Source organism: Blautia massiliensis (ex Durand et al. 2017) (assembly GCF_051861785.1).
GTDB classification, from domain to species: domain Bacteria; phylum Bacillota; class Clostridia; order Lachnospirales; family Lachnospiraceae; genus Blautia_A; species Blautia_A luti_A.
This window is the reverse complement of record NZ_CP146725.1, coordinates 212,591-237,536: the sequence shown is the minus strand read 5'-3', so window position 1 is coordinate 237,536 and position 24,946 is coordinate 212,591. Positions and strand designations below refer to the sequence as shown.

Below are 24,946 nucleotides of genomic sequence, written 5' to 3'. Positions count from 1 at the left end.
ATTGTCCCAAGGAAGGAGGCGGTGTAACTGATTGATGAAGATATTTCCCGGCGCACGATAGCCATATCTGTAAAAACGACCAAGCTGACGGCGCGGGGACTGGCGTATGTGCTGGGCATGGTGGGTCGGAAGATCCGCAAGGCATACCGTGAGCGGCAAGTACCACATGGCAAACAAAGTGTGCGAAAGCTCATGGCCCACGGCACAGCCACAAACAGCATTGAGCTATCCGGGGATGCCAAGTCCTTTGACCGCGTGGCCCGGAAATGGAATGTGGACTATGCGTTCTATAAAACCGGGCCGGACAAATACCTGTTGTTTTTCAAGGCTGGACAGGCAGACGCGATGACCGCCTGCTTTTCCGAGTACTCCCGGAAGGTGTTAAGCAAAGCAAAATCGAACCGTGTTCCCATCCGGGAACAACTGAAACAGGCGGCAGATCAGCTTTCCAAAGAAAAGCCGAAACAAAAAGAACGTGCAAAGGAGGTGGCCCATGAGGACAGATAAGATCAGAAAATATCTCATCCCAAACATTCCCTATCTGTTCATTCTGTGGGCGTTCCTCAAGCTGGGGACAGCCTACCGGCTGGCGGCGGGTAACGATTTTGCACATAAGCTCATCGGGCTGGGCCAGACGATTGGCCCGGCCTTTGCTGACTTTGCGCCCGGTTTAGTCCCGCTGGATTGGCTTGTCGGTATTGTAGGCGCAGTTGGTTTCCGGCTGCTGATCTATTTCAAAAGCAAGAACGCTAAGAAGTTTCGGCGGGATGCAGAATATGGCAGCGCCCGGTGGGGAACGGAAAAAGACATCAAACCGTTTGTTGATCCGAAGTTTGAAAACAATGTGATTTTGACCGGGACAGAGTTTCTCACGATGAACACCCGTCCGAAAATCCCCGCAAATGCCCGAAACCTGAATTGCTGCATTATCGGCTCGTCCGGCTCCGGCAAAACCCGCTTCTGGCTTACGCCCCAGCTTTTACAGGCTCATTCCTCTTATGTGGTGGTCGATCCGAAAGGCGGTGTGCTGGGACAGGTCGGGGGTTTCCTGCAAAAACGCGGGTACAAAATCAAGGTATTCAACAGCATAGATTTTTCAAAATCCATGCAGTATAACCCGCTGGCGTATATCCGCAACGAGGCCGATATTCTGAAATTCGTGGATGCCCTGATTTCCAACACCAAGGGCGAAGGCAAGGAAGGCGATCCATTCTGGACAAAATCGGAAACGCTTTTGTACTGCGCCCTGATTGCCTACATCATTTTCGAGGGGCCTGCCGAGGATCGGAACATGAATACCCTTGTGGATATGATTTCCGGCATGGAGGTCAAGGAGGATGACGAGGATTTTATGAACGCGGTGGACTATATGTTTGCCGGGCTCGAAAAGCGCAAGCCGGATTGCTTCGCGGTCAAACAGTATAAAAAGTACAAATTGGCCAGCGGCAAGACGGCAAAAAGCATTTTGATTTCCTGCGGTGCGCGACTGGCTCCCTTTGACATCCCGCAGCTTCGTGAGGTCATGGCCTATGACGAATTGGAGCTTGACCGCATCGGAGATCGGAAAACGGCGGTATTCTTCATTATTTCCGATACCACGCAGACCTACAACTTTTTAGTGGCACTTGCATTTTCGCAGATGTTCAACCTCCTGTGTGAACGTGCGGACAATGTTCACGGTGGCCGCCTGCCGCACCATGTACGGGTGCTGTGGGACGAGGCAGCCAACACGGGACAGGTGCCCCAGCTCGAAAAGCTGGTCGCGGTTATCCGCTCCCGCGAGGTGAGTCTTTGCCTGCTGTATCAGCAGTTGGCACAGTGCAAGGCCATTTACGATAAGCACGCCGAGACAATCCTCGGCAACATGGACAGCGTGGTGTTCCTCGGTGGCCGCGAAGCCAGCACTATCAAGGAAATCTCCGAGAACTGGCTGGGAAAAGCCACAATCAGTATGCAGACCGACAGCCGCTCCCGTGGCCAGTCGGAAAGCTACAGCCAAAACACCCAGCGGCTGGGCCGGGAACTAATGACCCCAGCCGAGCTTGCAACCATGCCGGGAGACAAATGTATTTTGCAGCTTCGGGGCCTGCCCCCATTCTTCTCTCCCAAGTATGATCTGAAACGGCATCCGAACTACCGTTATACGGCGGAGGCCGATAAACAGAAAAATGCTTTTGACCTCGACAGGCTCATTAACCGCCGCAGGCGGCCCGGGCTGAACGAGGCGTGTACGATGTATGAGGTGGCTGTGCCGGACGATGCACTCACGGAAGAGGACGAGGACATCCTCAACTATGATGACATCGACGATCCAGACGCCTTTGCATAAACGCTTCGAGACAAAGTGTCCCGAAGTTTGTAACCTGCCGCCTGTATGGGCGGCTTTTTTGTTACCGGGAAAATCCCGGAGAAATGGAGGCTTATATGGCATTTTTCTCATCTGCAATCGACACTTTACAGACCCTCGTTATTGCGCTCGGCGCTGGCCTTGGCGTGTGGGGCGTGGTCAATCTGCTGGAGGGCTACGGCTCGGATAACCCGGGCTCCAAGTCCCAGGGCATGAAGCACTTAATGTCTTCTATGTGAAAAGATTTTAAAGGAAAAACGCACATCCTACGCAGATAACATGACAATTTGATGTAAAGCGAAAGGAGACACAATGAAAATCGAATACACAAAAGTTGGAGACTATTATTTACCGAATCTTTACTATCCGGAAGAAACCAGACCGATTGGCTTCTGGGGAATGCTTCGGAAGGAATACCTGAAAGAACATAAATCTGGAACTTATACATATCTTCTTCTGACCGCCAGACTGGACAGCTATCTGGCAGATCTGAATGAACAGTCACAGGAACGCTTTGAGCTGATTGAAGCTCAAATGCGAAGTGCAGAGGGAGTTGCTGAGGAACTGAAGAGACAGAATCCTATGGAATGGGTACGCCACTGCAACAATATCCGCAACCGGGCTACTGAAATCATCAAACAGGAACTGATTTATATATAAGGGGGATTCCAGATATGAGAAGAGAATTGATTGAAAGTTATTATGAAGAATACCAGCGGGAACTGGAAAGATTTCTTGAATCCGATCCAGAGATGTTTTCTCTGGAAGCAGAAATCCATCATTACATAGAGATACTGGAACCAGTCCTCAGAGGTGACGGACAGGAGATGTGGCAGGCATTGGACAGAATTATTTCAGCGAAAAATGCCATGGAAGGGATTGTGGCAAAAGAAATGTATATTCGAGGATTTCTGGATTATGAAAGGCTGGTGTGTGAGAAAGACAACCATATCTGAAAAATGAAAATGTGACAGCATAAACAAATAAGACCTTCTGTGAAAGCAATCAGCCACAGGAGGTCTTTGCTCTCCCATCTGCATAAAAAACATCTCTATTTTCGTATTGATTGATTCAGCAGGTCATACCGGTGTGGTATTGCTTTGCTGTGAGATAAGCATACGAAAATCAGAGGTAAAAGGCATTGAGGGGAAACTGAGAATAAATTGATAAAAAATATAAGTAAAGTTAGTTTGAATATTTGTGTCATCTAGCTATTATATATTGATGAATAAAATGTATATCATAAATATTTTCTGCTTATCACAATTAACATTCATGTAACATTGATTGTGCTATCCTAATCCAAAAGCAAATGAAAGGATGGAAAACAAGTGAATATCAAAGGTAAAAAAAATCACTATTTTATATGTGCAATCGTATTAGTTCTAATTGCAGGAGGTAGTTTCCTCTACAACTTGAAGTCTCAGAAAAGTGCGGGTGAATATACGAACTCACAGGATGACAGGGTAAAAAAGTCACATGTTGATAAAAATGGTAATACGGTTGCGGAGTATTATAGTAAAGATGGAGTACTGGAAGAAAAAGATTATACAAATGACTCAGGGAAGCAGATTACCGAAAACTATTATCCAGATGGAACAACTTTACAGGATATCATTTATACGGATGATGAAGGGAAAAATGTAGATGAGCAATATTCACCAGAAGGAGAGAAAACGGCAATTGTAAAGTTTTATACGGATAAAGAGGGAAATGATTTTAATGAAAATTATGACCTGAATGGTAATTTGCAGAGTATGACAAAGTCATATACAGACAAAGAGAATAAAACAGTTACAGAAACATATTCGGCAGATAAGAAACTGGAAAAAATTGAAAAGCAATATGAAGATAAAGACAAAAAGTCTGTAACAGAAACGTATACAGCAGATAATAAGTTGGAAAGTATTGTTAAAAATTATCAGGATAAAAATCAGAATATGGTAACAGAAAATTACGACAGCAAAAAAAAATTGCAAAGCACAGAAAAACAGTATACAGATAAAGATGATAAGACGATTACAGAAACATATGATGCAGATGGAAAATTAGTGAAGACTGAAAAAGACTACTTTTCTGATGATAATACAAAACAGATTCATGAAGAATATGATGCAAATGGAAATTTACAGAAAAAAACTTATGAAGACATGAGTAATTAAAAGAAGGGCAAGGATAAAATGAAGCCAAAGAATCATCTTTTACAGGAAATATCTCATACAGGAGTATATCTTGAAATTATCGTATTAGTTACTGCAGCATTTTCGAATATGGGTACTGTTTTTATGGAAATGTTGGAAAAAACAGGAATCTTTGATCACATAAGTTCAGGTATGATATATTTTTATACAAATTATTTTTATACTGATTTGATTGATGTTATCGCAATTGGAATAGGAATATTACTTTTGGGCGTGATCCCAAAACGAAAAAAAGATGTAGAAAAAACAGATAAGCAATTTATAGTGTCTGGCGTTTTTGCTGTGTTTGGAGCTTCATGGATTGGATTATTTTGCGTTCAGATTTTGGAAAAAGTTTTTTCGATGACAGGATATGAATTGTCAGATCATGCATTGACAATGCCTCAGGGACAATTATTGTCATTAGTTATGATTTCCATATCTTGTGTGATTACAGGTCCGATCCTAGAAGAAATTCTGTTTCGTGGAATTATTTTAAAGAATATGGAAAAATATGGGAAAATGAGTGCTGTTTTTATATCAGCGATATGTTTTACCATATTTCACTTCAATTTTTTACAGATAGTGACAACTTTTCTAATAGGAATCTTGTTAGGAATCCTAACTATTGAAACAGATTCTATAAAACCGGCAGTGATAGCTCATATATTAAATAATGCAGCAGTCCTTTTGCCAGACATATGGCTGGAATCGACAACGGCAACTTATCATAATGTGGCTGCAATATTAAATATTTCAACAATCATAATTGGCATGATCGGTGCGATTTTCTTTATTTATAAGTCGAGAAAAAGGATATGTGTAATAGCAAAAAATGAAGTAATGGAAACTGGTGTATCAGTCAAAAGTAAAATATTTTATGTATTAAAAAATCCGGTAATGATTGTTTTGATTGTACTCTATATTATTGAGGCAAGTTATTTTTTGAAACAATTGATAGTTTAAGAAAAGGGCAGGAAATACAGATAGTTTATCGTAGTAATTTCCTGCTTTTTTGCTGTCAAGTGTACAACAAAAATTCACTGGATCTTATTTCGCAATGTTGCTTGAAAATTCACAGTAATGTAACATGGATATTGCTATAATAGATTGTCAAAAAATATTTTGCATCAAAACTATGTAGTTTACGTTCATGTAACATTTTGATCGCTATACTTATGAGAAGATGGGAGTGTGTAAAAATGCGTATTTTGATCATAGAAGACAATATAGAATTGTCACTTTCGGTAAAAGAAAGTCTTGAAAAAGAAGGGTTATACGTTGATGCTGCATATAATGGGCAGGACGGAGAAGAAAAGGTAGATACAAATGCGTATGATTGTATCCTGCTGGATTTAAATCTTCCGGATCTGGATGGATTACTGATTTTAAAAAATTTGAGAGAAGCAGGAAAAGATGTACCGGTTATCATTATGACCGCAAGAGATGAAATTGAAGAACGGGCAAAAGGATTGAATCTTGGGGCAGATGATTATGTGACAAAACCATTTCATCTGGTAGAACTAAGAGCAAGAATCGGGGCAGCAATCAGACGTTATTATGGAAAGACAAATCCGGTGATACAAATCGGAGGTCTGTTGATCAATCCGCTTACAAGAAAGGCAAGTGTTCAGGGAAAGAAAGTAGAATTACTGGCAAAGGAGTTTGATATTCTGGAGTATCTGGCAGAAAAATATCCCGCAGTTGTTTCGGCAGAAGAACTGGTAGAACATGTGTATGATGAAGAATTTGATCCGTTTTCTTCGGTGCTGAGAGTACACATTTCAAGACTTCGCAGGAAGCTGACAAAGAGTTTAGGATATGAAATGATTCAGACAATGCGGGGAAAGGGGTATTACTTATGCGAAAAATGACATGGAAAACGGGAACTGCTGTTGTAATGTATGCGGTAATTTTATCGGCATTTTCAATCATGGGATTGTTTTGGCTGAGAAATATGACAATGGTTGGAAAAACAGCAGCTTATTCGGATGGAAGTGGTGTATATGTGCTGACCCGCCAGGAATGGCTACAGAGCCTGAACGGGGAAAGTGTTCAAATTGATCCTGCAAGAGTGATCAGCAAAAGTGTATTTGACAGTTATTACATAGGAAAAAGTCTGGCATGGGTTCCGATTGTTGCAATCGCTCTCTGCCTGTTTTTTCTTTCTTCTTCACTGATCCTTTGGTTAGTTTTGCAGAGAATCCAAAAAAGAGAATCGTTACGGTTATTACAGCCGTTACAAACCATGAATTTTTCGGAAAAGATGATTCTGGATTTTGATCCGGCGATTCAAAGTCTGTTAAGAAAGATCAGTCAGCAATTTCAAAACCATCTGGACGATTATAAACGCTTGAATTCTTATATTTCCCATGAACAGAAGAATACTTTGTCTGTCCTGCGGACGAGAATGGAGTTAAAAGAGGATAAAAATGCGGTTCAGATGATTGATTGTATTGCGAACAATATGGAGGATATCCTGACACTTTGTGATGATGTAAAAATGTCAGCAGTGATGCCGGTAGATGTTGCACTGATCTGTGCATCTGTTTGTGATACCTATCGCAATATTTCTACGCAGATTACATTTGACTTTGATGAAGATGCCAACATGTTGATACTTGCAAAGGAACGTTGGATCTTTCGTGCGGTCAACAGTTTGCTGGATAATGCTTTGAAATATGGAGAAGGTAAACCAGTTCGAGTAACTGTAGAAAACAAGTATCATAGCGTAGTCGTGAAAGTACAGGATGCAGGAATTGGCATTTCGTCAGAGAAACAGGAGTTGATTTTTCAAAACCGTTACCGGGTGAATGAACTGAAAAAAGATGGGTACGGCATAGGACTGAGCCTGGTTTCCCATGTTTGTAATCTATGTGGTGGATTTGCTTTTGTAGAAAGTGAAGAAGGAAAAGGCTCTTGTTTTTATTTGTCATTTCCGGAAATAAAAGAGCAGAATTAACGCTGGTGTAACATTTGCTTTGTTATGATGTTCAAAAATAATACTGTAAAGTAGAAAACAGGAAGGAAGTTATCAGATGGCAGAGCCGAAAAGATTATCTAAGAAAGTAATTGTTATTTTACTGGTTGTACTGATTGGAGGAGGTATCCTTATTTGTGCTGGAATTTGGAGAGAGCGAACAAAGAATTCTGTTCCGAGTGGGTATAATCGTCATGATTATGAAAAAGTCGTTTCATTTCTGGAACAGAAAGATGAAGCTGGTGTGAAAAATGGAACAAAGATAAATAAAAAATATAATCGAAACGATCCATCTACGTGGACGTATCAGGATGGATCACTGACACGTGGAGTTAACTGGACAGATTCTAAAAGTAATAAAAGAGTATTGACTGTTGATTTTGATTCAAAAGAAGGTTTATGTGGAAATCTTGATTTATGGGATTGCACAGAGTTGAAGGAAGTGTATTCGCAGAATGGAAAACTGACAGAGCTTCATGTAGAAGGCTGCTCTGCATTGGAAAGTGTGTGGTGCGGGAATAATCAGTTACATTCATTGGATTTGAGTACGAATAAAAAATTATGGAACCTGGTCTGTGACAGTAATTCTATCAAAGAGTTAAATTTGAATGAAAATACAGAGCTAGAAGGTTTGTTGTGTATGGATAACAATTTGATAACATTAGATGTTACAAATAATCCGAAACTGACAACATTGTTTTGCTGGAATAATAAGCTTGCACAGCTTGATATTAGTAAGAATCCGAAGCTTGCATCGCTGGATTGCCGGAAAAATCAGTTAAAAGAATTAAATACGACAGAGAATCCGGAACTTACAGATATTACATGTAGCAAAAATTCGATTGAAACTATGGATATTAGTAAAAATCCGGTATTAACTTATCTTGATGCGTCGGAAAATCAACTGACATCACTTGAATTACAGGAGAATAAATTACTTGAAAAATTGTATTGTAATAAAAACAAATTAAAAGAATTAGATTTGAGCAGTGCAGTAAAATTAGCAGAGCTGGACTGTGCGGAAAATTTATTAACACAGTTGGAGATCCCAACGGATTCTGTGATTCCAGTTCATTTACTTCAAAGTGAAGGAAATGGAAATATAGGAATAACATATAAAATTGGAGCAGTAAAAAATGAAGAAGATACGAAAGATACCTCTGTTTCTTCCGGTTCTGAGCAATCTTTTAGTGCAACAACAGATAATCAGGATATGAGTGAAACCGTAGGGGATGTTGGAAGTTTGGCAGATACAGATGAATCTTCCGTAGAACAGATTAAAAATTTGATTGCAATTCCGAATGATACAGAAGGAAGTTTTCTTGGATGGTATACATCGGACGGCAAACTTCTCTCAAAAGAAAAGTCAATTCAAATGGATGATTTCAAAGATGTTACAGATTTTATAGCAAGATTTCAATAAATACTATCTGAAAAAGGAGTATGAATGATATGTATGTACTAAAAAATGCAGCAAAAAATTTACTGCGAAATAAAAGTCGAAATATACTGATCGGAATTATTATGATTGTGATGATGATAGCAATTGCGGTATCTGTTATTATCCGTACAGCAACAGATCAGATTATTACAAATTACAAAGCAAATTTTGGAGCAGAAGTTTATATCAATCAAGATCCGGAGAAGATACAGGCGATTTTGAATGATGGTCAGAATGATGCAGTTCCGGCAATGGACATTAAGACAGAACAAAGTTTTGCCAATTCAGATTATCTGAAGGAAACAAAATATACGGCATCCATTCCGACAAAACTGGAAAATATGCAGACAGTAGGGGAAGGAAATGAAAATACGCTGGATGCAGACGTGCAAACGGAAAGCGAAGGAAGTACGGCAGGTTCAGATTTCAATGCGACACTTTTAGGCTATTCGTCCAATTCTGAATTAAAAGAATTTAAAGAAGGAACGAGGAAAATAATAAAGGGTGAAATGCCAAAAAAGGATACAGATGTATTGATTAGTGAGAATCTTGCAGATCTGAATCAGTTGAAGGTAGGCGATGATATTACATTGGATACGGTTATGGAGGGTGTATCGACAAAACTGACATTACATATTTGCGGGATTTATTACGATGGAACAAAGGATGAAAATTATCCTTATATGCCGACAGAACTGAGGAGAAATAATGAAATACTGACCAGTGCAGATACGGTCTTGTCCTATGCAGAAAAGATTGCAACGGCAAGTGGAATAGATGAAGATTTTATTGATTACGAGGCAACGTATATTTTGAAAAATCCAGATTATATTTCTGCATTTGAAAAAGAAGCCAGAGCAAAAGGGCTGCCAAATGTTTACAGTGTGTCTACGGATAAAACAACTTATGACAGCATTGTGAAGCCGGTAGAAAGTGTTGCCGGGATTGCTACGATATTTCTTGTCCTTGTTCTGATCATTGGAAGTTTGATTCTGGTATTTCTTTCTACATTAGCTGTCAGGGAGAGAAAATATGAGATTGGTGTCCTGCGTGCCATGGGAATGAAAAAGAAAACGGTTGCGAGAGGAATGATTTATGAATCTCTGATTCTGGTTGCATTTTGCCTTCTGATTGGGTTAGGTACTGGTAATGCAGCAGCGGAAGCGATTTCAAAAAGTCTTGTGCAGAGTCAGATCAAAGAAACACAGACGGAAAATAGTGATTTGGAGCAGAATGGTACAGTTTTTGTGGATGTTGGTACGGATTCTGGAAAAGAAACCGAAACAGTGGAAAATCCACTTCTTCATGCAAAGGTGTCACTGACTGCAAAAGCAACAGCAGAAATCGCAGGTTTTGCACTTGTTCTGGCACTTGTTTCCAGTGCATCAGGACTGATCTGCATTCTCCGTTATGAGCCAATGAAAATTTTGTCAGAGAGGAGCTGAGAAACATGGATGCGATTTTACGGTTAACGGATGTGTCTTATCAATACAAAGATGGACACAGAAAAGTTTTACAAAATATAAATATTGAGTTTGAAAAGGGAAAACTCTATGTGATTATGGGAAAAAGCGGTGCGGGAAAATCGACACTGTTATCCTTAATATCAGGACTGGATCTTTGCACAGAAGGAGAAATATTTTATGCAGATCAGGAAATGCGGCAATTGGACAGAGATGATTACAGGGGAAAGAATATCGGTGTGATTTTTCAAAGTTATAATTTGTTACTCAATGCGACAGCACTTGAAAATATCATACTTTCTATGAATATCAGTGGTGTAAAAGGAGGAGATAAGAAGAAAACTGCGTTGGAACTTCTGAAAAAAGTAGGAATTGATGAGGAGACTGCTGGAAGGAAGATATTGAAACTGTCCGGAGGAGAACAGCAGCGTGTGGGAATTGCCAGAGCATTGGCACATGATCCAGACCTGCTTATTGCAGATGAGCCAACAGGAAATCTGGATTCTGAAACAGAGCAAATTATTATGAATATATTCAAATCACTGGCACACAAAGAAAATAAATGCGTGATCGTGGTCACACATTCAAAAGAAGTCTCCAGGTATGCGGATGAGATATGGGGATTAAATCAGGGAAATTTAGTATTTGTTAAGTAATATTTTTCCTTTCTGTAATTTTGGGGTGATTAAGCTGGTGATAGAATCCCATTTTTCTATTTCATTTAAGCAGTATATAAAAATGAAATTCATATAAAAGTATTAAGTAAAAAAGCTAAATAAGAAGTGTGTGTTGGATAATGATATCAGTTTGGGAGACATATATTTATTTGACGAATAGTTAGAAACAACGGCGGGCAATTTGTCCGCCGTAAAATTATGTTTGTTTTGTTAAAAAGTTTGATATTTGTTGTCCAAGAAAGAAACCAATTTGTGGATATAATTCCTGTATTTCTTGATATTTTGTCTCAATCATTTGTGGTTCATCAGCCCAGATCTTTTCATATATTTTGAGAGCGCTTTTAAAATGTGTTTTGGCTTGCGGAAGATTGGCATTCATCAGATAAATGGTTCCAAGGTTTTTTGTACTGCAGCATAATCAAGATTACAATCAGAGTTATATTCTTTGATAACTTTTGACAATTTTTGTAGGACGGAAATTCTCGATATGATGCAGATAACCAGACACTTACATTCCAGACCAATTAGTTTTCGGATTATGCCATTGCATATAAAGATGTGAAAAAGTCCGGACAGACGGGCAGAAATGACAGTAACGGTACAAAGAAAGATACAACAACAGGAAATATATCAACGTCGATCTATTCACCGCAGACAGGTGATACAACAGACCTGTCAGGGTATGTGCTTACGCTGATCGCTTCGCTAACAGTAATCACCGGATGGTTAATCTTAAGAAAGAAGAAAATGGAATAAAGAAGATGACGAGCACTCCTGTGGATTTACCACAGGAGTTTTTCAGAATCAATAGAGACATATGGCATGCACTGACTATAAAAGTTGGTGCTTCTTTTTTTGATTTTTTAAAAAATTATCTGACATTCTTCAAGTTCCCACGTGTGATTAGTAGAAAAATGATTTTTCTGCGAAAATACCGTCCAAATGCCTTCTGAAACTTGCTATTAGTGAGGGAATATTTCATTTTTGCGAAAAAAACTTGCAAAAGGGGGTTGGTAAATATACTTTCAAAAGCTTTATAGGTAGAGGAACAAAATTTTTTCATAATTTTTCAAAATCATGTCCGCTTTTATCTCTCCCAATACAGAGTAAGTGAAGGGACTAACAAAAGTAAAAGAAAAAATGATAAAAATGCAAAAAAATATCACGAATTTTTTGCATCATGCCAAGTCATTTGACTTTAGTAATCAGAGGACGTTTTGGAATGTTCCTTCGCTGAACCTTGACAATCGATAAGTGCACCCTGGAAGCCTACCAGGAGTTCTGCCATGACCTTTCTTTTTCTGAGAGCGAGCGGAATCATAATGACACTCCCGATGATGGGCGGCTGACCGGAGCCTTATGGTCAGTGACCTGCTGATGCAGGCAGAGGCAGTCTGAGACGGCTGCAGGTGGCAGGGAAACGCACGCCAGACCGCCGGACGAATGAAACTGATGACAATGTTTACAGGGCGAAATGCCCGGAAAGGAGCAGTTTATGACAGAACTGAAAATGAAAGAAATGCAGCTGATCAACTGGTTTGGATGCCCGAATCTGATTTATACAAGGGAGAGAATCCATCTGGTTGCCATGCTTGCAACGGATGCAGAGATGAAAAAGAATCTTTACAGGGTATGTAGATTCCTTGCAAGAGAGGAAATCGTATATCGGTATCCGATCATGTATGAAATGATTCGGAAGATGTTTTCACCGGATGATACCAATCCACCGGAAGCATGTGCAATGTTTATGCCAGACTGTGAAGTAGATGATGAAGAATATGCAATGGCAGCGTAGCTGCGGAAAGGACAGTAGCGATTATGAACAAAGTGATTTTAATGGGAAGACTGACAAAGAATCCGGAAATCAAATATGCCGGAAAAGATAATGATATGGCAGTGGCAAGATATACACTTGCGGTAAATAGAAGATATAAACGTGACGGAGAACAGGAAGCGGATTTTATTTCCTGTGTCACATTCGGAAAGAGTGCAGAGTTTGCACAGAAATATCTTCACAAGGGAATGAGGATTGTGATTGGCGGTCGTATCAGCACTGGCAATTATAAGGACAAGGACGGGAAAACAATTTATACCACAGATGTGATTGTGGAAGAACATGAATTTGCTCAGAACAAGGATAATGGTGCCGGGGCTGAATCATCGGAAACACCGAAAACAGATAAGGACGGATTCATGGAAATACCGGAAGGTGAGGTTCCATTCGACTAAACCGGAGTAAATGGTTGGAGAGGTTGCCTTTTGCCGGGGTATCCTCTTTTCCATTTTACGGAAGATATCAAAAATTAAATGTATTCAACCTAACGAAATCGTGATATAATCAAAATATGTATAGATGAAAAATATGGAGGTAGCTTATGGGCGTAAGTTATAACAGGTTATGGAAAATGCTCATAGATAAAAATATGAAGCGGATAGAGATGCAGTACCTTACCGGGATCAGCGGAAACATTCTTGCAAGGATGGGAAAAAATCAGTATGTATCAATGGAGACGATTGAGAAGATTTGCAAGAAACTGGACTGCACCGTTGATGAGATGATGGAATTTACAGATGATGAGTAACAAGAGCAGACATGTCAAATTATTAAAACTGGCAGAATGCTTCAGAAGTCGAAAAAAGAAATTGAAAAAAGATAACACGTCGGATACGGCATAAATCTCTTAGCAAAGCTAAGAGCGCACTTCTATACAGGCAATTCCATCTGCCTGTATCGTGCGACCTGCGGTGCCATTCCCGGTTTTGAGAAATCTCAATCCGGGAAATATAGCGAAATCAGAGATTTAGGACAAGGGGAGTTTCCCCTTGCGGCACAGATGCCTATCCCCAATAAAGTTTGTGACTGAATATTTCAGATGCAGATATATAAAATGAAAGAAAGTGTGAAATCGGAATTTGGAAGTGTGAAAGGAATGGAAATGGATAAATACCTTGAACTAAAAGAAAAATTTGAAGCAAATAGAGATGATGAAAATGCTGTAAAAATGGCGGCGTATATGAGGAATTTGTTTTCATTTTATGGTTTACCAACACCTAAAAGAAAAGCAATTTACAAGGATTTTCTGAAATCTGAGAAACGCAAAAAAATAATTGACTGGGATTTGCTTGACAGATGTTATGCAGATGAACATAGAGAATTTCATTATTTTGTGATGGATTATCTTGTGGCAATGCAGAAGTTTTTAAAATTCGATGATGTACCTCATATAGAAAAATATATCAAAACAAATCAATGGTGGGACACAATAGACGGACTTGATAGAATTGTCGGGAATATAGCTTTTACAGATGAACGAATAAATGACCTAATGTTGAAGTGGTCAACAGATGAAGATTTTTGGGTACGCCGAATTGCTATTGACCACCAGCTTTGTAGGAAAGAGAGAACAAATACGGAATTGCTTGAAAAAATATTAGTGAATAACTTTGGCAGTTCAGAGTTCTTTATCAACAAAGCCATCGGTTGGAGTCTGAGAGATTATTCTAAGACAAATCCGGATTGGGTAAGAAATTTTGTTGAAACTCATAAAGACAAGATGGATAAATTGAGCATCAGAGAAGCAAGCAAATATTTATAAGTCAAATGGGAAACACAAAATTCAAGTTTAAGGAGGCAGTTATGGCTTTTGATTTTAAGAAAGAATATAAAGAGTTTTATATGCCTAAAAATACACCAGCGATTCTAACAGTCCCTAAAGCAAATTATATTGCAGTCAGAGGAAAAGGTAATCCAAACGAAGAAGGCGGGGCATATCAGCAGGCAATTAGTGCATTATATGCGGTTGCGTATACTTTGAGAATGAGTTACAAGACAGATCATAAAATTGAAGGATTTTTTGAATATGTAGTTCCACCACTTGAAGGATTCTGGTGGCAGGAAAATATACATGGTGTAAATTATGCAGATAAAGATTCATTTAATTGGATTTCAGTTATCCGCCTGCCTGATTTTGTGAATCAAAAAGATTTTGAATGGGCTGTTGAAACAGCAGCTAAAAAGAAAAAAATAGACTGTTCATCGGCAGAGTTTTTGACCATTGATGAGGGATTGTGTGTTCAAATAATGCACTTGGGGGCATTTGATGATGAACCTGCAACTGTTGCACTTATGGATGCTTATTTGGAGCAGAATGGATATGTTAATGATATGAATATGGAAAGATTACATCATGAAATATATCTGTCTGATGCAAGAAAGGTTGCTCCAGAAAAATGGAAAACGGTCATTAGACATCCTATAAAGAAACTGTAAACTCGGAAGTTATAGTAAAGGAGGTTTACAATGGGGTTTTGGATTTTTATGTTGATTATGGATTTGCTTCTTCCATTTACGATGATTGGTTTTGGAAGATATTTTATGAAAAAGGCTCCAAAGGAAATAAATTCATTTTTTGGATATCGGACTTCGATGTCTATGAAGAATAAAGACACATGGGAATTTGCTCATAAATATTGTGGTAAAGTCTGGTATGTCTGTGGAATGGTTATGTTGCCGATAACAGTAATATTCATGCTTTTAGTAATTGGAAAAAATGAAGATTGTGTTGGGAGTATGGGAGGTATTATCTGTGGTGTTCAACTTATTCCTTTAATTGGGTCTATTCTCCCAACAGAAATAGCATTAAAAAAGAATTTTGATAAGAATGGAACAAGACGATAAAGTTTGCAGAATCAAGAAAATCGGAATTTACAGATTGGAGCATTATGAGAGCAGAAGAATTATGGAAAGCATATTGCGAGAAAGAGAATATAGATATTGATACTCCTTATAAGGCGTGGGGATTTGGAGATGCACATGATCAGCTGGCAGACCTTGTATTAACGGGAATTAAGACTGCAACTGCAACTGCATATGATCTATATTTTATGGAAGGAGAAGAAGATACATTACCACAGTCAGGTGATTATAGTGTTATTTTAAACTCAAAGGATGAGGCAGTTTGTGTTATTCAAACCACTAAGACTACAGTGGTTCCATTTGATGAAGTATCAAAGGAACACGCTTACAAGGAAGGGGAAGGAGACCTAAGTCTTGCATACTGGAGAGATGTTCATGAAGATTTCTTTGCAGAAGAATTTGCAGAAACAGAGCTTGAATTCAATGGACAAACAAGTATTCTTTGTGAGGAATTTAAAGTAGTTTACAGGGCAATAGACGTAAATTGAATTCTTAATACGTGAATTTATGAAATTCAAATTTGCAGAATCAAGAAAATCGGAACTGATAAAGGAGAATAATCATATGCAAGATATAAAAAATGAAGAATATGTTACATGCCCTCGCTGCGAGAAAGAAGTCTATAAGGATGCAATAACTTGTCCGTTTTGTAACTTTGGTATTATGGCATGGCTTGAAGGAGTGATTAATGAGAATGGAGAGCCCATGAAAAAGAGTTCTAAGCAAAAAGTTTATTGACCAAGAAATTAGGAGGATTCATTATGAGTGAGAAAACAGAGATTACTTTCATGCAAACAAGACTAATCCGGCTTGCTTCAGAAGAATGGCATTTACCTGTTGAACAGATTATCCACTTGTTTAAAGAAGCTGATGTTCTTGGATATATAGAAAAATGCTATGGGATTTTTCATTGTGAGGGTGATGAAGCTGTGCTTGAAGACATTACAGAATTTCTGGAAGGAAAGGGGATAAAGATTAGTGCTTGAGTTAAAAGATGGATTTGTTCTCTATCATGGAAGTTATTGTGAAGTAAAAGAGCCAGATCTTGCCAAATGTGCAAAGAGAAAAGATTTTGGGCAGGGATTCTATTTAACTACATCCAAGGAGCAGGCAGAAAGTTTTCTGAGAACCTCAATAGCCAAAGCAATCGCAACCGGAACAATTGAAGAAGGACAGAAGTTTGGATATATTTCAACTTTTGAATTCAACCTTTCAGGAAATCTTGAAACGCATATTTTTGAAAAGGCAGATGTAGACTGGTTACATTGCATTGCAGCTCATCGAAAGAAAAAAATGTTTATCGAAGTGGAACGTGAAATGGCAAGGTATGATATCATTGCAGGAAAGATTGCGGATGATGCAACAAACGCTACCCTTACTGCTTATCTCGCCGGGGCTTTCGGGACAGCAGGCGATAAGGAGGCAGACGATTTCTGCATCAGACAGTTGTTGCCCAATAAACTAAAAGATCAATATTGTTTTAAAACAGAAGCAGCTATTGAGTGTCTGAAATTTGTGAAAGGTGAGAAAATATGGCTGAAGTAACAATTCCAAAAGAAAAAATGAATTATACAATCGATCTTCTTATCACTATGGTGACAGATGAGATTGCAGAAGAAACGGGCAAGGACAGAAAAGAGATATTGACAGATTTTCTTTGTTCAAAGACAGGAAAAGCACTGTATGATGAGAACACAAAGCTGTGGTGCAATGGTCCAGCATATATTGCTGAATTGTATAGGGAAGAGTTAAAGAAATCCGGATATCAGATTTGAGATGAATGCATATCCGGATGGCGTGAAAACTTCCGCTGTTATATCGTTGTGACAATTAAATATTTCAAAAGTTACTGAGGTCAGCATTTCCTAATTATGGAACAATGACCTCAGTTTTTTTATACCCAGGAATCGGCATTTATGAATGAACCGGTTCTTTTTATTTACAGAAAAGAAGGAGGACGACAGAGTGAGCAGAGCAAAAAATCCGAAATACGAATCCATGTCGCTGGAAGAATTGAAGGCAAATATGGAAAAGAGCAGACAGGAACTGGAAGTTGCGATTCACAATAAAAATCTTCTGGAACAGAGAAAGAAGCTGGTGGAACGCAGAGAACGTTCCCACAGGCTGATTGTCAAAGGGGCAGAGTTTGAGAAAGCGTTTCCATTGTCAAGAGATCTGGAACAGGAAGAATTTCAGGAGGTAATGAACCAGATGCGTAACAGCAGTTACAACAAGAGTGTTGTGCGACAGAATTATATAGCTGCTTCACAAAAAGACAGACAAGAGATTGCCGAAGCAGTTAAAAAAACAGAGAAGGGAGATGACAGCTAATGGCACTGTATCATTTTTCAGTAAGACATGTATCCAGAGGGAAAGGACAGAGGGTGATCGCTTCCGCAGCCTATATTTCCGGGCAGAGGATTTTTGACAGTTATTACAACAAGATACACGATTATACAAGCAAGTCGGGTGTGGTATTTACAGAAATTCTGACACCGGAGTATGTGCCGGAGCGTCTGACTGACAGGGAAACCCTCTGGAACGAGGTGGAGCATGTGGAAAAGAACAACAAGGCACAGCTTGCCTATTCGTTTGACATTGCCTTGCAGAATGAATTGACACTTGAGGAAAACATCAGACTGGCGAAAGAGTTCTGTCAGGAGCAGTTTGTGGAACGTGGCATGATCGTAGATCTGGCAGTCCATGAGGGGAAATCGGACAATGAAGAAGAACCGGATAATCCCCATTTCCATGTACTTGTTCCAATCCGTCCTTTTACGGAGGAGGGAATCTGGGGTAATAAGCAGAGACGGGAATATATTCTTGATGAGGATGGAAACCGGGTAAAGGATGCCAGCGGAAAGGAAATCTTCAACGCTGTTTCCACTACCGGTTGGAATGACCCGGAACTTTTAAAGGAGTGGCGGAGGGCATGGACAGAGAAAGTAAATGGAAAATTTCGAGAGTGCCACATGGCAGCCAGAATTGACCACCGTTCCTACAAAGAACAGGGAATTGACCTGATCCCGACTATCCATGAGGGATATGAAGTCCGGGCAATGGAGAAAAAGGGAATCAAAACGGTGATAGGGGAACTGAACCGGGCAATCCGGCAGTTCAACCAGATGTTCATTTCCTTAAAAGAATCCATTCAGTGGATGAAGACTGCTTATGAAGAAATGAAAGCTGAGTTGGATCGCAGGCAGAACCCGACACTTTTGGAAAGCCTGCAGGATTATTATGATAAAAAGACACAGGGCAGACCACCACTTCCGAATTTCTATGAGGAAATGAAACGAAGAGGGAAGAATCTTTCCAACTTACAGGAGTTTGCAAAATCCATCAATTATCTTCAAACCCATCAGATAGAGACGATGGATGACTTGCAGGAACGGATTGAGGAATTGAACGGTGTTGTTTCTGTCAGCAAAAAAGAAATTTCCGAAAAGCGGAAACAGTTAAAGGAACTGGAGAATCTGGAAAAAATGGCAGAGGTAATCAAGACGAACCAGCCATTGATTGATGAGTACAACCATTTCTTTTTCCAGAAAAAACGGGAGAAATATTATCAGCAGCACAAAAAAGAAATCAATTATTACCGTAAATGTGAACGGGAACTAAAACAGCATCTGGATCAAAATGGGAAAGTCCCAACTGCCAGATGGAAACGGGAGAAAGAAGAACTCCAGTCGGTGATCGAAGAGCTGAAAGCAGACAATCAGCCGTATCAGGAGGAACTTGCATTTGTAAAAAAGGTACAGAGCTGTGCGGATATTGCCAGACGTGACCGGGAAATGGCAGAAACAGATACTTCCGGGCGTTCAGAAGAAAAAATGGAGGAGCAGAAACCAGAAAAGAAGACTTCCCTCTTGAGAAAACTGGATGAAAAGAAGAAAGAATGTGCAGAGCGTGATGCAAAACAACAGACAGTGAAGAAAAAACGGAACTATGAGATGAGTTTATAACAGTCTGTCAGCAGGACAGACAGGAAAGGATGAGGAAAATGCAGTATACGGAAGAACAGATTATAAGAGCAAACCAGACAGATCTTGTATCTTTTCTGAACGCACAGGGAGAACAACTGATGAAAAGCGGAAAGGAATACCGTTGGAAAAAGCATGACAGTGTAACAGTGTTTGGAAATAGGTGGTTCAGGCACAGTCAGGGGAGGGGTGGCTATCCGGTGGATTTTGTGATGGAATTTTACAATGCTACGTTTCCGGAAGCTGTCAAGATGCTGACCGGGGAAGAAGGCGAAGGCAGGAACAGTACCTGCCCCGCCCCGTCCCCTGACTTCCGGTTACCAGAGAAAGAGGAAAATAATGATAGAATCATCAGATATCTGACAGAAAACAGAGGGATGGAAAAGAATCTGGTGGAAGAATGGATCAGTAGTGGGGATATTTATGAAGAAAAGAAGCATCATAATGTGGTGTTTGTCGGCAGAGATGCAGATGGTATTCCAAGATATGCCCATTGCAGGGGAACTGATGAAATAAAATACCGGGGAGATGTGGCTGGATCTGATAAATCTTACGGATTCTGTCACAGAGGGACGGATAATCAATTGTTTGTGTTTGAAGCAGCCATTGATCTGCTCTCTTTTATTCAGTTGTTTCCCAAAGACTGGAGGAAGCGGAGCTACCTGAGTCTGGGTGGCATTTTCGGTGTGGCACTGATGGCTTTTCTTTCTGAACGCCCTCAGATTACTTCGGTTTTCCTGTGTCTGGATAATGACCAGGCAGGGAATGAAGCCTGTGAGAAGCTGGCAGAAGAAATCCCGGACGGATACAGTGTCATACGTCTGAAACCGTCCCGAAAGGACTGGAATGAAATCCTCTGTGACAAAAATGCAGACAGGAAGAAAGCAATCATCGAAACAGTTACAATGAAAGTACCGGAGAAGGAAGAACTGGTGCCGATGTTGTGTTACGAAGATATTGAACAGACCAGTGTAGAATGGCTGTGGTTCCCCTATCTTCCATTTGGAAAACTGACGATTATCCAGGGCAATCCGGGAGAGGGAAAAACTTATTTTGCCATGATGTTGACCGCAGCCTGCACGAACCGAAAGACTTTCCCAAATATGGAAGAGATTGAACCATTCAATGTAATATACCAGACTGCAGAAGACGGTATGGGAGACACAATCAAGCCGAGACTGGTAGAAGCAGGAGCAGACCTTAGCAGGGTGATGGTCATTGATGATACAGAGGAAGCACTGACATTATCCGATGACCGGATTGAGAAAGCAATCCATCAGAATCATGTCAGACTTTTAATCATTGATCCGGTACAGGCTTTTATCGGTGCAGATGTAGATATGAACCGGGCAAATGAAGTCCGTCCGGTATTTCGAAAACTGGGAATGATTGCTGAAAAGACCGGCTGTGCGATTGTGCTGATAGGACATCTGAATAAATCTTCGGGTACGCAGAGTACTTACCGGGGACTTGGCTCTATTGATATCATGGCGGCAGTGAGGAGCCTGCTTTTCATCGGAAAAGTAAAGAAAGACCCGACAACAAGAGTGCTGATTCATGAGAAAAGTTCCCTTGCACCTCCGGGTGAGACGATGGCATTTAAACTTGGAGATGAAGAAGGTTTCCGCTGGGTGGGAGCTTATGAGATTTCTGCCGATGATCTTCTGGACGGAAAGGAAGGAAAGCCGACAGAAACAAAGCTGCAGCGGGGAACGAAACTGATCTATGAACTGCTTGCAGACGGAAATGCAGTCACAATCCGGGAACTGGATGAAAAGGCAAAAGCACAGGGGATCTCCCAGAGAACCATGCGTGAAGCCAGAAGCCGGATGAAAGAAGAACTGGATTATCAGATGAATGAAAAGCAGGAAAACACTATTCGATTAAGAAAATAAAAAGAAATGGGTGACGGCAGGATTTTGGAGTGGACGGCAGGCTTTATAGATACCCTATCTGCCGCCTGCCGTCTGCCAGTGCAAGGCAATCAAACGGAAACAGTAGGTATCCATACGAAAATAAAAAAATGCAACCAACAGTCTGGGCAGTTAATCTGAAAAATGGATTAGCTGTTCTTTTTTTGCAAAAAATGGAGGTTTTACAATGGCGGCGAAGAAGAAAATCATCAATATCAAAGTGTATTTTGACGGTGATCAGGACGCAAAAGCAGTATTTGCCGCGGTGATTGCACAGAAAATACGTGACACAAAAACAAAAGATAAACTTGCAATAATGAAAGATAAGCAGTATAATGATTATGAGTTCAGTAATCTGAAATCTGCGTAGGATGTGCAACGTAACGGAGGTATCAGATGAACAACAGATATATGAGTAACAATACAGACAGAAATGCAACATGGAGAGTTGGCGTATATTGCCGACTTTCCAAAGATGACGAACTGACCGGAGAGAGCGCCAGCATCTCCAACCAAAGGGACATTCTGGTGAATTACTGTCAGTCACAGGGCTGGCAGGTGGTGGATGTGTTTCAAGACGATGGTTATACAGGACTGAACACAGACCGACCGGACTTACAGAGACTTCTCAAAGCCTGTGAAAAAGGACTGGTGAATCTTGTAATCACCAAAGATCAGAGCCGACTGGGACGAAACCATGTACAGACAGGATTTCTGATGGAAGAGTTTTTTCCGAAGCATGGAGTAAGGTATATCGCATTATACGACAATGTGGATACCTTTGACGGGGACAATGAGATTGCTCCTTTTAAGAATGTACTGAATGAGATGTATTCCAGAGACATTTCCAAGAAAGTCCATGCGTCCTATCACCTGCAGGCAACTAAGGGCAAGTTTACAGGCGTTGTTCCACCACTGGGATATCAGAAAGACCCGGAGGAAAAGGGACATCTCCTGATTGACGATGAGACAGCACCGATTGTCCAGAAAATCTTCCAGTGGGCGGTGGATGATCATGGGATTAACTTCATATCCAGAGAACTGGAACGACAGCAGATTCCCTGCCCGTCATGGTGGCACCGGGAACGGGGACTCCGTACCTATTACACAAAATGGGAAAAGAAAGACCCTGAAAATGGGAAATATGTATGGGATGAATCCTATCTGAAATCCCTGTTGATGAATCCTGTTTACTGTGGTGATATGGCTTCCCAGAAGAGGTACTACCGTTTTAAGATTGGCAATCAGGGAGATAAAGCTCCGGAGGACTGGATCACAGTCAGGAATACCCATGAAGCAATCATTCCACAGGATGTATTTGCTCTGGTACAGGCGAAGATGAAAGGCAGGAAACGCCAGACAGAACAGGGAGAATACAGTATGTTTGCCGGTTTACTCCGCTGTGCAGAGTGTGGTGGTGCATTAACATTAAAGAAGACACACACCAAAGACCAACATGAAGTTTATACCTGTTCCACTTATATCCATAAGGGGAAAGCACACTGCACTCAGCACCGGGTGGACGCTGATGATCTGTATGATGCAGTCCTTACCAGAATCCAGGAATGTGCAAAAGCAGTCACCGGAGATGGAACAGAACTGGAAGACAGGGTAAAAGAGTTGTGTGAGGAAGATACGCAGGGACACAGAGACAGTCTGGAGAAGCTGGTATCAAAGCAGAAAGACCGTCTGGAGACGTTAGACCGGCTGATTGCAAAACTGTATGACGACCTCATCAATGACAAGATTACAGAATCTGTTTTTGATAAGATGTTGGAGAAGACACAGAAAGAGCAGGCAGATATCAAAAAGGAACTTTCCCAAAATGAGAGTGTGCTGAATACAGAAGAAAAACTGGATGCACAGTCCCAACAGTGGATTGACGATATCAGCGAGTATGCGGATATCAAAGAACTGGATGCCAATCTTCTGAACCGACTGATCAGTAAAATCATTATCTCAGAACCGCAGGAGAAAGACGGAAAAGAAAATTACCGCCGTACTCCTGAAACGGTTACAATGGAAATTCATTTCAATTTAAAACCAATACCGGAGCTTGGAACCATCGAAAGAGGTTCCGGCTCCCATAAATAAGAAAAATCTATCAAAATTTAATCTATTTTAATCTTTTCAAGGCTCATTTCGAGCCAATATTTTCTCATAAAAGACATAAAACAGCTCATGGCGGGCGGCGGCATCATCGTCATTGGCACCACGCTGATCCCTCTGCTGTCTGGCCTGTTTTAAGGTAGGCGCTTATGGATTTTCTCACCGACTGGCTCACAAACTGGCTCAAAGAGCTTCTGATTGGCGGGATCATGGGAAACCTCGAAGGGCTTTTTGATACCGTCAATACCCAAGTCGGAGAGATTGCGGCACAGGTAGGGACTACCCCGGCGGCGTGGCACGCCGGGGTTTTCTCCCTGATCCGACAGCTTTCCGAAACGGTGATCCTGCCGATTGCCGGAATGGTGCTGACCTTTGTTGCCACTTATGAGCTCATACAGATGCTTTTGGAAAAGAACAATATGCACGAGGTTGACGTTGCAAACCTCTATAAATGGATGTTCAAAACAGCCTGTGCAATCTTAATCCTGTCAAATACATTCAATATCGTCATGGCTGTGTTCGATGTGTCGCAGAGCGTTATCGCGCAGGCAGGCGGGCTCATTCAAGGCTCCACCGATGTTTCGGCGGATATGCTTGCCGAACTGGAAACCTCGCTGGAGGCGATGGACTTGGGGCCGCTGTTGGGGCTGTGGCTGCAGTCTGCGCTCATTGGCTTCACGATGAAGGCGATGGGAATTATCATTTTCGTTTTGGTGTATGGCAGGATGCTGGAAATCTATCGCGCGTCCAGAAGCGCCGCTTTTCATCCAAAGGCGGTGCGCGGACATTTTGGGAATCCGGCTTTAGCAAGCCGGTAAAGAAAAGTATCAAAGACGTGAAAAGCGTCACTTTAGCGTCATCCGATTTACCCCGGAGGGAAACCACAAGGGGGACAATAGCGTATCGGAAAAATCGCGAGTTGGGAAAACCATCTACCCACGACTGAGCGGCAAGACGCAACATTGTGAATGAGGAGCAAGGCTAAACTGCTTTAAGGGTAGTCCGAGGCGGGATACTCGACCCGGCGGCGCAGGATGGTTGTATTCGCCGTATGTCATAGCGGAATGTGACAGGTAAACACAGACCGCAAGATACTTATGACAGCCAGCCGCAGTAAGCGGAAAAGGACGAAAACCCACTACCGACACCACAATACG

30 protein-coding genes and 2 pseudogenes are annotated in these 24,946 nt (G+C 40.9%); 31 read left to right on the top strand and 1 reads right to left on the bottom strand.

The features are described 5' to 3' along the window. Positions 1–117: 117 nt before the first annotated feature. The 12 genes from V9W66_RS01305 (at position 118) to V9W66_RS01250 (ending at position 11,067) form a co-directional block, all read left to right on the top strand. A complete protein-coding gene (locus V9W66_RS01305) occupies positions 118–507 on the top strand; it encodes a PcfB family protein (RefSeq protein ID WP_439362999.1) in 390 nt (129 codons plus the stop codon). Further along, positions 494–2,329: a VirD4-like conjugal transfer protein, CD1115 family gene (locus V9W66_RS01300; RefSeq protein WP_144092554.1), complete on the top strand. Its 1,836-nt coding sequence runs from the start codon at positions 494–496 to the stop codon at positions 2,327–2,329. Before V9W66_RS01305 ends, V9W66_RS01300 begins: the two co-directional genes overlap by 14 nt. 95 nt (positions 2,330–2,424) lie before the next feature. Further along, entirely contained in the window at positions 2,425–2,586 is a 162-nt protein-coding gene (locus V9W66_RS01295) for a Maff2 family mobile element protein (protein WP_144092556.1), read from the top strand. A 73-nt stretch (positions 2,587–2,659) separates the two neighbouring features. Continuing rightward, positions 2,660–3,007, top strand: a complete 348-nt coding sequence (locus V9W66_RS01290; protein ID WP_144092558.1) for a TnpV protein — start codon at positions 2,660–2,662, stop codon at positions 3,005–3,007. Between the two features lie 14 nt (positions 3,008–3,021). Continuing rightward, complete coding sequence (locus tag V9W66_RS01285) at positions 3,022–3,303, top strand: hypothetical protein (RefSeq protein WP_144092560.1); 282 nt, start codon at positions 3,022–3,024, stop codon at positions 3,301–3,303. A gap of 375 nt (positions 3,304–3,678) precedes the next feature. Continuing rightward, positions 3,679–4,509: a hypothetical protein gene (locus V9W66_RS01280; protein ID WP_144092562.1), complete on the top strand. Its 831-nt coding sequence runs from the start codon at positions 3,679–3,681 to the stop codon at positions 4,507–4,509. Between the two features lie 18 nt (positions 4,510–4,527). Continuing rightward, complete coding sequence (locus V9W66_RS01275) at positions 4,528–5,493, top strand: CPBP family intramembrane glutamic endopeptidase (protein WP_144092564.1); 966 nt, start codon at positions 4,528–4,530, stop codon at positions 5,491–5,493. Positions 5,494–5,729: 236 nt separating this feature from the next. Beyond that, positions 5,730–6,401, top strand: coding sequence for a response regulator transcription factor (locus V9W66_RS01270; protein ID WP_144092566.1), 672 nt, complete (start codon positions 5,730–5,732; stop codon positions 6,399–6,401). Further along, complete coding sequence (locus tag V9W66_RS01265) at positions 6,389–7,489, top strand: sensor histidine kinase (protein ID WP_144092568.1); 1,101 nt, start codon at positions 6,389–6,391, stop codon at positions 7,487–7,489. The genes V9W66_RS01270 and V9W66_RS01265 overlap by 13 nt, the downstream gene beginning before the upstream one ends. A 76-nt stretch (positions 7,490–7,565) precedes the next feature. Beyond that, complete coding sequence (locus V9W66_RS01260) at positions 7,566–8,930, top strand: leucine-rich repeat domain-containing protein (RefSeq protein ID WP_144092570.1); 1,365 nt, start codon at positions 7,566–7,568, stop codon at positions 8,928–8,930. 29 nt (positions 8,931–8,959) lie between these two features. Continuing rightward, entirely contained in the window at positions 8,960–10,393 is a 1,434-nt protein-coding gene (locus V9W66_RS01255) for an ABC transporter permease (RefSeq protein ID WP_186289972.1), read from the top strand. Positions 10,394–10,398: 5 nt separating this feature from the next. Then, positions 10,399–11,067 (top strand): ABC transporter ATP-binding protein, encoded by a 669-nt coding sequence (locus V9W66_RS01250; RefSeq protein ID WP_144092574.1) that lies wholly within the window; start codon positions 10,399–10,401, stop codon positions 11,065–11,067. Positions 11,068–11,284: 217 nt separating this feature from the next. On the opposite strand, the gene V9W66_RS01245 is transcribed toward V9W66_RS01250, so the two are convergent. Next, positions 11,285–11,467, bottom strand: a complete 183-nt coding sequence (locus tag V9W66_RS01245) for a hypothetical protein (RefSeq protein WP_243121583.1) — start codon at positions 11,465–11,467, stop codon at positions 11,285–11,287. 179 nt (positions 11,468–11,646) lie between these two features. On the opposite strand from V9W66_RS01245, the gene V9W66_RS01240 reads away from it, so the two are divergent. The 19 genes and pseudogenes from V9W66_RS01240 to V9W66_RS01150 all read left to right on the top strand — a co-directional run. Further along, entirely contained in the window at positions 11,647–11,844 is a 198-nt protein-coding gene (locus tag V9W66_RS01240) for an LPXTG cell wall anchor domain-containing protein (protein WP_186289973.1), read from the top strand. A gap of 739 nt (positions 11,845–12,583) precedes the next feature. Next, positions 12,584–12,883 carry a hypothetical protein gene (locus V9W66_RS01235; RefSeq protein ID WP_243121584.1) on the top strand — a complete coding sequence of 100 codons (300 nt, stop codon included), beginning with the start codon at positions 12,584–12,586 and terminating at the stop codon, positions 12,881–12,883. A 23-nt stretch (positions 12,884–12,906) separates the two neighbouring features. Beyond that, on the top strand, positions 12,907–13,317 hold the full coding sequence (locus tag V9W66_RS01230; protein ID WP_144092579.1) for a single-stranded DNA-binding protein: 411 nt from the start codon (positions 12,907–12,909) through the stop codon (positions 13,315–13,317). A 146-nt stretch (positions 13,318–13,463) separates the two neighbouring features. Further along, a complete protein-coding gene (locus tag V9W66_RS01225) occupies positions 13,464–13,670 on the top strand; it encodes a helix-turn-helix domain-containing protein (RefSeq protein ID WP_005341250.1) in 207 nt (68 codons plus the stop codon). Between the two features lie 306 nt (positions 13,671–13,976). Next, complete coding sequence (locus V9W66_RS01220) at positions 13,977–14,684, top strand: DNA alkylation repair protein (RefSeq protein WP_243121616.1); 708 nt, start codon at positions 13,977–13,979, stop codon at positions 14,682–14,684. A 41-nt stretch (positions 14,685–14,725) separates the two neighbouring features. Further along, a complete protein-coding gene (locus tag V9W66_RS01215) occupies positions 14,726–15,358 on the top strand; it encodes a GyrI-like domain-containing protein (protein ID WP_129795762.1) in 633 nt (210 codons plus the stop codon). Between the two features lie 30 nt (positions 15,359–15,388). Next, positions 15,389–15,766, top strand: a complete 378-nt coding sequence (locus V9W66_RS01210; protein ID WP_144093332.1) for an SdpI family protein — start codon at positions 15,389–15,391, stop codon at positions 15,764–15,766. A gap of 44 nt (positions 15,767–15,810) precedes the next feature. Next, the gene (locus tag V9W66_RS01205) at positions 15,811–16,272 is read left to right on the top strand and encodes an ASCH domain-containing protein (protein WP_144093330.1); all 462 of its coding nucleotides are present in this window, start codon (positions 15,811–15,813) and stop codon (positions 16,270–16,272) included. A 76-nt stretch (positions 16,273–16,348) separates the two neighbouring features. Then, entirely contained in the window at positions 16,349–16,522 is a 174-nt protein-coding gene (locus V9W66_RS01200; protein WP_186290011.1) for a hypothetical protein, read from the top strand. A 23-nt stretch (positions 16,523–16,545) separates the two neighbouring features. After that, positions 16,546–16,770, top strand: coding sequence for a DUF3791 domain-containing protein (locus V9W66_RS01195; RefSeq protein WP_005341260.1), 225 nt, complete (start codon positions 16,546–16,548; stop codon positions 16,768–16,770). Beyond that, the gene (locus tag V9W66_RS01190; protein ID WP_055158447.1) at positions 16,763–17,329 is read left to right on the top strand and encodes a DUF3990 domain-containing protein; all 567 of its coding nucleotides are present in this window, start codon (positions 16,763–16,765) and stop codon (positions 17,327–17,329) included. The genes V9W66_RS01195 and V9W66_RS01190 overlap by 8 nt, the downstream gene beginning before the upstream one ends. Then, complete coding sequence (locus V9W66_RS01185; protein ID WP_055158449.1) at positions 17,317–17,559, top strand: hypothetical protein; 243 nt, start codon at positions 17,317–17,319, stop codon at positions 17,557–17,559. Before V9W66_RS01190 ends, V9W66_RS01185 begins: the two co-directional genes overlap by 13 nt. A gap of 190 nt (positions 17,560–17,749) precedes the next feature. Next, complete coding sequence (locus tag V9W66_RS01180; protein WP_144093328.1) at positions 17,750–18,115, top strand: DUF3847 domain-containing protein; 366 nt, start codon at positions 17,750–17,752, stop codon at positions 18,113–18,115. Further along, positions 18,115–19,749 carry a MobQ family relaxase gene (mobQ, locus tag V9W66_RS01175; RefSeq protein WP_144093326.1) on the top strand — a complete coding sequence of 545 codons (1,635 nt, stop codon included), beginning with the start codon at positions 18,115–18,117 and terminating at the stop codon, positions 19,747–19,749. Before V9W66_RS01180 ends, mobQ begins: the two co-directional genes overlap by 1 nt. Positions 19,750–19,787: 38 nt before the next feature. Continuing rightward, a complete protein-coding gene (locus tag V9W66_RS01170; protein ID WP_186290010.1) occupies positions 19,788–21,662 on the top strand; it encodes an AAA family ATPase in 1,875 nt (624 codons plus the stop codon). A gap of 205 nt (positions 21,663–21,867) precedes the next feature. Then, positions 21,868–22,050 (top strand): hypothetical protein, encoded by a 183-nt coding sequence (locus V9W66_RS01165; protein WP_144093322.1) that lies wholly within the window; start codon positions 21,868–21,870, stop codon positions 22,048–22,050. A 26-nt stretch (positions 22,051–22,076) separates the two neighbouring features. After that, complete coding sequence (locus tag V9W66_RS01160; RefSeq protein ID WP_144093320.1) at positions 22,077–23,774, top strand: recombinase family protein; 1,698 nt, start codon at positions 22,077–22,079, stop codon at positions 23,772–23,774. A gap of 75 nt (positions 23,775–23,849) precedes the next feature. Then, positions 23,850–23,927, top strand: a pseudogene (locus V9W66_RS01155) (Maff2 family mobile element protein); the annotation flags it as partial. An 11-nt stretch (positions 23,928–23,938) separates the two neighbouring features. Next, a pseudogene (locus V9W66_RS01150) lies at positions 23,939–24,529 on the top strand (VirB6/TrbL-like conjugal transfer protein, CD1112 family); the annotation flags it as partial. Between the last annotated feature and the right edge of the window lie 417 nt (positions 24,530–24,946).